The following is a 9,469-nucleotide window of genomic DNA, read 5'->3' on the forward strand; positions in this document are numbered from 1 at the left end:
CCGGGTTGTCGCCGCGCGAAGCCAAGGTTCTGCGGATGCGATTCGGGCTCGACACAAACTCCGATCACACGCTTGAAGAGGTCGGCAAGCAGTTCGACGTGACCCGCGAGCGGATCCGTCAGATTGAGAGCAAGGCGATGCGCAAGCTGATGCATCCCAGCCGTGCAGACAAGCTCAGGCCCTTTCTTGAGCGCTGAGGCAATTTCGTCTTTCACCCTCGAACTCACTTCGCTGGCCGGAACAAGTCGGCAGGCGGCATGCCCGGCGAGATTTGCTGCTACGTCGCCCTCGGGAAATTCAGGCAACGTGCCTTCGAAAACTGAAAAAACGAACCCGATTGACACGGGGCGTCATATCAGCCGCCAAGGCACGGTTGCCCCGGCGCGCGCGTTCGACATCGAACCGCGTGGCGGGCAACGCGCCGGGTGTGAATCCGCGCGCACGGCGCCGCGCGCGGCTTCGCTCGCCGTTACGCCGGGTTGCCGCTGCCGCCGGTGCCGCCGGTGGGCTTGCCAGCTGCCTTGCCGGCGTTACCCACCTTGCCGAGCAACGTCTCAGACGGCTGGCCGTTTCCTCCGAGCGCACCCTTCGATTTCAGCGCTTCGAGGTCCGAATCCTGGCCGGCCTGGCCTGGCTTGAACGGCGTCGTCAGGAACGCGGACGTCGACAGCGTGACGCCGGTTTCGTTCTTGATGGTCTGGGCAACCCCATTCGCCGCAGCCGCAACGACAGCGGGGTTCGTCAACGCGCTTTGATACGTCGGATTGGACGCGAGGCCCGACAGCAGCCCGTTCAGGTCCGTGCCCAGTTGCCCCGCCAGATAGGTCAGCAGCAGTTCGGTCAACGGCGTCACGTTGAACGTGCCGCCGCCGCTCGCGAACGAGTGCAGCGTGGTCGTCCCGTTCGTGCCGGTGATCGCGCACGGCCCCGCGAGCACAAACGTGACCGAGAAAGCGCCGTTCGCGTCGGCCGTGCCCGAACCGTTGCCGGTCGCGCACACGATCGTGATCGCCGCGTTCGCCATCGCTGCGCCGGTCGCGGCCGTGCCGTTGATCGTGGCCGACGACGCATTCGAAGGCGTCGTGCTCGGACTGTCGTCACCTCCGCCACAGGCCGCGAGCGTACCCGCGAGCGCAAACGTGCCGACTTGCAATGCCCTCACTGCCGCTTTCTTCATCGTCTTCATCGATTTTCTCCGTTAGATCAACCCGATTTTCCCGAGGACTCTCCGGTCCCTCGATCATTGAATGCTTGCCTCGCGCGCGGCCGACGGCTGCACGCCGTCAGCCGGCAGCGCCGCCTCCGTCGCGGGCGGCGCCACGCCGGCGGAATGCGCGTAGCGCTTGTAGGCATCGCGCATCCGGTAAAGCTGCGTCGCGAAGTACTCGGCGCTGAAGCGCCCCTGGTTGAGCAGGAACTGTTGCGCGTTGTAGGCAAAGTCGAGATTCTCGGCGCCGTCTTGCGCGAGATAGTTCGACGATCCGACACGCGTGCGGAAATTGAGCGAGAACTGCTCGGGCCCGTTGATCTGCACGATCCCCGGCTTCATGCCCTGGCGCGGCGTCAACGGGAAACTGACCGACGCGCCGACGAACGAGCCGTGGCCGCTATGCCATCCCTGCACGCTGAACGACACGTCGTCGAACCAGCGCGTCAACGTGATCAGCGGGCCCTTGTCGCCACCGACATAGCGCGCGACGCCCGCCTCGATCCACATCTTCCATGCGGGCTCGACCCACCGGTACGTGAGCAGCGCGTTCTTCTCCGCCGGCAGCGCATCCTTGCCCGGCTCGTGATGCAGATAGGCGAGCTTCAGCCGCACCACGTCGGGACGGCCCGGTACGAACGCGGTCGTCTCGTTCTCGACGCCCAGGTACTGGAGGTCGAACTTGCCGAGCGCGGTCACGTTGAAAACGCGCGGCGCAATCCAGAAGCTCTGCACGAGCGCAACGGTCGACAGCCCGCCGCGCAAGCGGTATTGGTCGTAGACGCGGCCGTTGTCCATGTTCTTGCTGTTCGCAATCGGCACGATCACGCTCGAATACAGTTCCGCGCCGCGCCACAGCGGCACGAAGCCCTGGATTTTCGCGCCCACGGAGTAGTCGAAGTTGCCGTACTCAGTGCCGTAGAGGTAGTGCGTGACCGGCGCGATCTGGATCCGTACGAGCCCGTGCGCGCGGGCGTTGCCTACCCACGCAATCGAATCAGCATCGTGCGTCGGCCGCGTGCGCATCGACAGCGACGCGCCGGCGGCGGTCGACGCGCCACCCGCGACGAAGCGCGCGTAGTCCGCCCGATCGGCGCTCAACTCGCCCACCGGCTCGTTCGCCTTCTTGATTACGATGCGCACGGTCTCGACGCCCTTCGGCGCGTACTCCGCCGCCGCGCCGAGCGCGATGCCCAGCGCGTCCGCCTCGTTCTGGTTGTAGCGGTGGTTTTCATATTCGACGACGAGATCCGCGCCCGCCATGCCGGCGCGCACGCGCTCGAGTCCGGCGTCCGTCAGCGCGCGCACGATCCTGTCGAGCGCCGCCGGGTCCGGCGCCGCGTCGACTGCCGGCGCGGCGGTCCGAACGAGATCCGGCGGCGTGTGAAGCGACGGCATGACTCGATCGTCGCGTGACGCATCCGCCGCCGCAGGCGTGGCAGGCTCGATCCGCGTGAATGCGCTGAGCGGCGTGAGCGCGGCCGCAGGTCGCAGCGTGTCGTCCGGCGCCGATGTGCCTGCCGCGACAACCGGCGCGTCGCTACACAAGCCGTCGCCGCAGCGCGCGGCATCGAACCGCCGGCCGAGCGGAATCTGCACGCCGATCGAGAACGACGTGCGCGGCGCGATCCCGTCCGTATGCCTGAGCGAGCGCATCACGGTGCCCACGAGGCTCGCGTCGGCCAGCCACTTGATCGGCGGCGATTGGAAGCGGATGCCCGCATAGGGCGTTTTCGAATCGTGCTCCGCCAGCAGCGACAGGCCCGTGTGCCACAGCCGAAGCTCGGCGCCGCCGAACACCCCGTCGAGCCGGTCGCCGTGCCCGTAGCCGACCGTCAGCGTCGCGGGCCCGAGCACTTGCGATACGACACCGTAGGTGGACCGGAAGTAATGCGTTTGCCCGCCAACGTCATTGATGCCGATCGCGATGTCCGGCTGGTATGTGAAGAACTTCGGAATCGAGACCTTTGCGTTCGCCATCAGATGTCGAAGCACGATGTGGTCGTAGCCCGGCACCGTCGTGCGTACGTCGCCTGGATAGTTCGCCAGACCGCCGGATATCTCCACGTGCGGAAACAGGCCGATCGCGCCCCAAACGATGTCCGAACTCGTCGTCTGCTTCCCGAACCGTGGATCGATGTAGTTGTTGTATTGCCCCTCGAATGTTCCTTCAGGCAGCGTGAATCCGTATGGAATCAATAGCCCGCCGGACTGCCCCAGCGATGTCAGCACGGGCGTGCCCGCCGCACCAGCCGGCAGGGAAAATGCCACCGCTGCCCCCAGGGCAATGGCCGCCGGCTTGTTCGTGGTCGCGTTCGCACGTAGCTTGATCGTCATCGGTCGTGTACTTGGTTGTTCGTATCGTGTGTGGCATCCGACATCGCCGAACGTCGACGTGCACCGCCGCGGCACTGGCATCGCTCGTGGCCGTGAACGCTCATGCGGCGACGATGCGATCGAAGATTCCTCTCGATCCTCTACCCAAACCCGTCCCGCGGAACGGCGAAGTGCCCGCATCACCCGCGACGCACCGGTATGCATAACTCCGATCGCTGTCGCGCGCCGATCACATGGGACCGTGATCGACACATGGGACCGTGATCGACACATGGCAACGCCCCCCAACATCGCGCGCCCGTTAGCGATTTGGCGCGCCCACCGCGTCCTGCCGCGTGGACCGTTCCCCGAAGCGACTCGCTCGCGCAATCAAGCCCGGCGACCGCAATCGGCACCGGGTGTCGTCAATATCATTTCATTCGCATAACTTATAATTAGACCGACTTTCACCCCATGCTCATGCGTCCGGCGATCGGGCCGACGCCGTGCGGTACACGTCCGCGGGCAATCGTTTCATTCAGACGTGCGCTTCCGATGGGTTCGCATGTCTCGCTGCTGTATTACCGATCGTTACCTATATGCGAGTAAGTCTAGTGGAAACCGGAAGCGCAATCTGCGCCGGATTCTTGATCAAATCCGACAACTTGAGTCGACGGAAATAAGCATGCCCGGGCGCGCGAACGGGATCGCCTTTCGCTTGAACACCGGATAAACCAGTATTGAATCAATCGCTTGATGCGTGCGTGCGCACCTTGGAGCGGCTCGAACAGTACCTCGACGTGCTCGCGCGATTTGGCTATGGCGATCGCGCTTCAATCGTGGCTTTTCATCCGGGTTATGCCGCCGTGACGACCAGGTCACTGGACAAACGGTTGACCGTGGCAGGACCGTTAAATGACCGGGCCGCGGCACCGGACGTGGCGAGCCGGGCGGTGCGCGTCCACCGGCGCGCAAACGCGGAGTCGCTGGAGTACCTCGTCGACAGAATGCCGGCAAGGACCATGGACGCGTTGAATCAGAGGCTGTTCGTCATGGACATGTGTCCGACGCTCGTGCGCTATGTCGTCGAAGAGCAGAGACTGAACGATGTCCGGTCACTGTATGACTGGGACTACGCGGAAGCCTGGGGCGATAAAGATTACGCGGCTTCCGGACAATCGACGACGCCGAACGCGCGCTGATCGAAGATGCGTTTCGGCGTAAGAATCTCGCGGTGCTGGAGGGCAATCGGAAATGTCTCGATGACGTCGTCTCCGCGCACGTCCGCGCGGCCGTCCTTGCACCGATCGACCGCACCGACGAAGGCTGGGAGGCGTATTGCGAAGCATGTCGCCAAACCGAGTGCCGTGAGCGTGACGCACTCTATCCGATTCTTCACGTCGTGCTCAATGAGACCGCGGGCATGCCGCTACGCAGCTTGCTGGAGGCGGCGACACAGGCGGGGCCGACTTTTCTGCGGCAATGTGATCGACAGGGCTTACGCTATGGGTTGACTCCGTTCTTCGTCTATTCGGAGATGCCGGCATATCTGGCGCAGTCACGCTTTTCTCGCTTATGGAGTCAATTATATTCGGAGGTGCAATTGCATTAATTTGAATGAAAATTTCAAATAGTCTATGGCGATGGGATACATCCTGAATCACCTTGAATCGGTCCAGCTCGCGCATCGTCATCGTGGTCACGGGGATTCTCCGAGGGCGAGTGGTTGTTGATCCGCGCACTTGCCGAGGGCCTCGAATGGTCGTACGGCTGGAGCCTGCCGGCCGTGCAGCGCCTCCGCTTCCTGCTGGACTTCGGCTATGCGACCGGCCTGCGCGCGAGCGAGCTGGTCGGCGCGACGCTCGGCGACATCCGCCGGGACGAGCACGGCGATCACTGGCTGCACGTGCTTGGCAAGGATGGCAAGCTCGGCAAGGTGGCGCTACCGTCACTCGCTCGAACCGCGCTGGATCAATTTCTCGTGCAGCGCGGGCTGCCGATCACGCTCGCACGCTGGGACCCGGCGACGCCGCTCGTTGCGAGCCTTGACGAGGATGGCGCGGGCATCGAACTCAGACGGCTCTGGCGCGTGCTGCGACGGTTCTTCATGCTGGTGGCCGATGCAATCCAGGACGATCGGCCTTCGACCGCCGAAAAGCTGCGCCGCGCGAGCCCGCACTGGATGCGGCACACCCACGCGTCGCACGCGCTGGCGCGTGGTGCTGAGCTGATCATGGTGCGCGACAACCTGCGGCACGCCTCGATCTCGACGACATCGACCTACCTGCACAGCGACGAGGTGCAGCGAGCCCGGCAAATCGATCAGGCGTTTCGCTCACGGGATTTCAAGCAGTAGGCCTGCTTATGGCACCTTAAGCATAAGCACAATAGATTTCATAACTTCAAGGCTTATGACAGAAAATTGCGCTTCCCGTGTTCATCCCCCCATGAGCGCGCCGGGTCCGGTCAGCCGCGCCGCCCGGGCGAGTGTCATTTCCCGGTGTCCTGGGCGCCGCGATTGAAGGCGACCGCCGGCCGCGCGCTGCCGGCTCCCCACGCCTCGGCCGGCCGCCCGACGTGCAGCGTATCGAGCAACTGTCCCATGCCGGCGAACACCCGGTAGGCGCTCGCGGCTTCCGCATACTGGCCGCCGATGTAATCGATGCGCGCGCTGTAATACTCGTTCTCGGCATTGAGCAGATCGAGCAGCGAGCGCTGTCCGATGCCGAACTGCAGCATGTACGCTTCGCGCGTCGACGCACTGGAATCGACGTACTGCTTGAGCACGACCATCCGGTCGCGCGCGGTGAGGTACGCGTTGTACGCATGCGAAACGCTTTCCTGGATCTCGAGGCGCGTGCGATTGCGTTCCTCTTCCGCTTCGCGGATCTGCGCGTGCGCTTCGCCGATGCGCGCCTTGTCGGCGCCCCCTTGGAACAGGTTGTAGCGAAGACGCAGCATCACGCGGCGGTCGTTGGTCGGGCCGAGCACGCCGTCGCGGTCGTGGCTCGCGCTGAGCTCCAGGTCGAGGCGCGGCCACAGCGCGGCCTTGGCGCCGTCGTACCGGGCGCGTGCCTGGGCCACGTCCGCCTCGGCGCCGGCGAGCGACGGGTGGTTCGCCAGCGCCGCGTCCAGCGCGAGGCGTTCGGTCGGCGGCAGCGCGCCTTCCGGCGCCACCGGCTTGACGAGCGCATCCGGGGCCGAGCCTACGAGACGGGCGTAAGCCACTTCGGCATCCTTCAGGCTGCTTTGCTCGGTGCGCAAGTTGTCCTGGGCCAGCGCCAGCCGGCTTTCCGCCTGGTAAAGGTCGGCGCGGCGCCCGACGCCGCGGTCGCTGCGCAGCTTGATCTGGTCGTGGATCCGGCGATGGGATTCGAGGTTGTCCTCGGCGGCGGCCGTCGTCTCCCGGCGGCGCAGCACCTCGAGATAGGCGCCCACCACGCGCAGCGCAACGTCCTCGGACGTGGAGGCGACGCGATTGGCGGACGAGTCGATGCGCGCCTGCTGACGCGCCACTTCGCTCCTGACCGCGAAGCCGTCGAACAGCATCTGCGACAACGTCACGTTGGCATTGCGATGCGTGAACGTGGTCCGGTTCAGGCCGAGCAGGCGGGTCTCCACATCGTCGCGCTGCTCCTTGCCGATCGACGCGTCGACGTCCACGCGCGGCCAGTAGCCGGCCCGCGCCTGCTTCAGGCCCTGATCGGCCGCTTCGCGGTTATACGTGGTGGCGCGGACTTCGGGGTTGGTTCTGATCGCTTGCTCGACTGCTTCCTGGAGACTTTGCGCGGCGGCGAGCGACGAGGCGGCGGCAAGCGCCGACGCGAGTGCGAGCACGGCTAGCAGCGGGTAGTTTCGGTTCATCGACTCGGTTTCCTGTCGCCTGACAGCTGCCAGCAAGCAGCACGGCTCAGGCACGATCGGATATTTCGCGATGCTCGGAATCATGCGGCCGGCGCAGCTCGCCGGAATCACGTTGCGCCTTCTGGCAGCTTAGTCCATTCGACGGATTTCCCGTGAAGATATTCGCGTCGGTGCGCTGCGCAGGATGCGTCGGACCTGCCGCCGCGAGCGACGGCGTGCTGCATTCGATCGCGCGTGCACGCGTCGCTCGCGGGGCGTTCCGGCCGGCTAGACCTCCTGGACGTGGGGCAGCGGCGGCGGGGTGTAAGTGACGACGGTGCCGCTGCCTTGATCGTGCGAAAGCTGGAAGCCGCCGGCCGACAGGTTGCCCTGCAGCGCAACCTGCGCCGTGTGGGCGCCGTCGCTGACGGTCAGCGTGCCGCCCGTTCCGGTGTCGTTGGCCGTGAAGCTGAGCGTCGTGTGGTCGTTGAACAGGACATCCGCGAGATCGAGCGTATCGGCCGCGCCGAAGCCGCTGACCGTGCCGGTGAAGCCGGCGGACTGGTCCAGCTTGAGCGTACCGGCGGCGCCGTCGGCGAACGTCGTGTTTTCCGCGGACGCGCCGCCGAACTCCAGGGTCGCGGCGCCGCTGATCGTCGCGCTGCCGGCGCCCGTCACGTCGCCGTGGATCGTCAGGTTGCCGTTGTTGGCCCACAGGTTGCCCGTGTTCGCTACGGCGCTGTCGAGCACGAGGCCGCCGCTGCCGGTTGCCTCGAGCGTGCCCGTATTGACGACGGCGTGGGCGCCCGTGTCGATCACGAGCGCGTTGGCGCCGCTGGCGACGATCGTCCCTTCGTTGACGAGCGTCAGCTGGCCGGCGCCGAGCTGGCCGGCCCCGGCGATCGTGTTGTCGACGTTGACGAGCGTCGCGTCCGGCGTGCTGCCGAAGATGACGTTGTGGCTGTCGTCCGACAGCGTCACGTGACCGCCGCCTTCCAGCGTCGCGCTCCTGACCAGCACCTCGAACCGGGTCAGGTCGCCCGTCGATCCGAGCGCGATCGTGCCCGTGTTGTCGATCGTGCCGCCGACGGGAAGCATCGCGCCGTCGTTGACCGTCATGACGCCGGCGTTGGTCGTGACCGCCTCTTGTTCGAACACGAAATTGTCGCTGGTGAGGTCGGTGGCGTGAACGCCCGCCACCGTGATGGTCGCGCCGTCGCCCAGTGCAATCACCGCGTTGCCGTTGGCGTCGTCCGTCATGTGGGCCTGGACGTCGCTGAAGCTCGTGATGCCGGTGAATCCGACGAGGTCGATCTTGTCGGCGGCGAGGTCGAGATTGTGCAGCGTGTCGTTGCCGATCGGCTGCGCGAACACGAACAAGTCGTGGCCGGCGGATCCCGTGAGCTGATCGTCGCCGGACCACGCGAAGATCGGCGCGTTGGCCGCGAACGCTTCGACGTTGTCGGCGACCGTGACGGCCTGGTGGCTGCCGTCCGCGGCGGTCCAGGTTTCGGTCACGGTGAGCACCGTGGCGCCCGTGAAGGACGCGGGCGGCGTGACGGTGAGTGCGCCGAGATCGTTCGTCGGGACGAGCCATGCGCCGTTGCCGAGGTTGGTGCCGGCGTTCAGCGTCCAGCCGGACGGGATGCCGGCGATCGTCACCGCGAGGTCGGACGCATGGCCGGACGGATCGGCCAGCGCCAGATTGATCTCGGATCCGGCGACGCCGGCGGGCGCCGTGTGCGTCGAGGATCGCGTGTTGCCTGCCGTGTCCCACTCGGTCACGGTGAGGGAGTCCTTGTTGAGGTTGAGGCTCTGTTGCGTGAAGGCCCAGGTACCGGCGCTTTGTTGCGTTGCGCTGTAGTCGGCGTTGGTGGTGTTGTCGTGGACCGTCACTTTCCAGACGTTCGACGTGTCGGTGTTGGCTGTGAGCGTGTTCCCGCTGTATTGCCACGACAGCGTGGACGGGGCGGTGGTGTCGAGCGTGAAATTGAAGCTGGTCGCGTTCGAGATGTTGCCTGCCACGTCGATCTGGCGGACCTGCACGTTGTTCGTGCCTTCGACGGCGCTGAAGCTGGTGTTCCAGTGCGCGCCGTTGTCGAT

The 9,469-nt window shown here is 65.6% G+C and carries 7 protein-coding genes and 1 pseudogene; 4 read left to right on the forward strand and 4 right to left on the reverse strand.

What is annotated here, in order from left to right:
* Positions 1 to 197 (forward strand): sigma factor-like helix-turn-helix DNA-binding protein (locus U4Z31_RS36530; RefSeq protein WP_321812951.1); only part of this gene is annotated, 197 nt, incomplete at its 5' end.
* Positions 198 to 469: 272 nt separating this feature from the next.
* Here the strand turns inward: U4Z31_RS36530 and U4Z31_RS36535 are convergent.
* Positions 470 to 1,186: a carboxypeptidase regulatory-like domain-containing protein gene (locus U4Z31_RS36535; protein WP_321812952.1), complete on the reverse strand. Its 717-nt coding sequence runs from the start codon at positions 1,184 to 1,186 to the stop codon at positions 470 to 472.
* A 54-nt stretch (positions 1,187 to 1,240) separates the two neighbouring features.
* Positions 1,241 to 3,544, reverse strand: coding sequence for a YjbH domain-containing protein (locus tag U4Z31_RS36540; RefSeq protein WP_321812953.1), 2,304 nt, complete (start codon positions 3,542 to 3,544; stop codon positions 1,241 to 1,243).
* Positions 3,545 to 4,263: 719 nt separating this feature from the next.
* Between U4Z31_RS36540 and U4Z31_RS36545 the strand changes: the two genes are divergently transcribed.
* From U4Z31_RS36545 to U4Z31_RS36555, 3 genes and pseudogenes are all read left to right on the forward strand, one after another.
* The gene (locus U4Z31_RS36545) at positions 4,264 to 4,725 is read left to right on the forward strand and encodes a hypothetical protein (RefSeq protein ID WP_321812954.1); all 462 of its coding nucleotides are present in this window, start codon (positions 4,264 to 4,266) and stop codon (positions 4,723 to 4,725) included.
* Between the two features lie 32 nt (positions 4,726 to 4,757).
* Positions 4,758 to 5,135, forward strand: a complete 378-nt coding sequence (locus U4Z31_RS36550) for a hypothetical protein (protein WP_321812955.1) — start codon at positions 4,758 to 4,760, stop codon at positions 5,133 to 5,135.
* A gap of 87 nt (positions 5,136 to 5,222) precedes the next feature.
* A pseudogene (locus U4Z31_RS36555) lies at positions 5,223 to 5,879 on the forward strand (tyrosine-type recombinase/integrase); the annotation flags it as partial.
* A 134-nt stretch (positions 5,880 to 6,013) separates the two neighbouring features.
* On the opposite strand, the gene U4Z31_RS36560 reads toward U4Z31_RS36555, so the two are convergent.
* Both U4Z31_RS36560 and U4Z31_RS36565 read right to left on the reverse strand, forming a co-directional pair.
* Positions 6,014 to 7,387: a TolC family outer membrane protein gene (locus U4Z31_RS36560; protein ID WP_124487249.1), complete on the reverse strand. Its 1,374-nt coding sequence runs from the start codon at positions 7,385 to 7,387 to the stop codon at positions 6,014 to 6,016.
* 267 nt (positions 7,388 to 7,654) lie between these two features.
* The coding region (locus tag U4Z31_RS36565) for a beta strand repeat-containing protein (RefSeq protein WP_415750335.1) at positions 7,655 to 9,469 on the reverse strand (1,815 nt) is incomplete at its 5' end.

Source organism: Burkholderia sp. BCC1985, assembly GCF_905339915.1.
Taxonomy (GTDB): domain Bacteria; phylum Pseudomonadota; class Gammaproteobacteria; order Burkholderiales; family Burkholderiaceae; genus Burkholderia.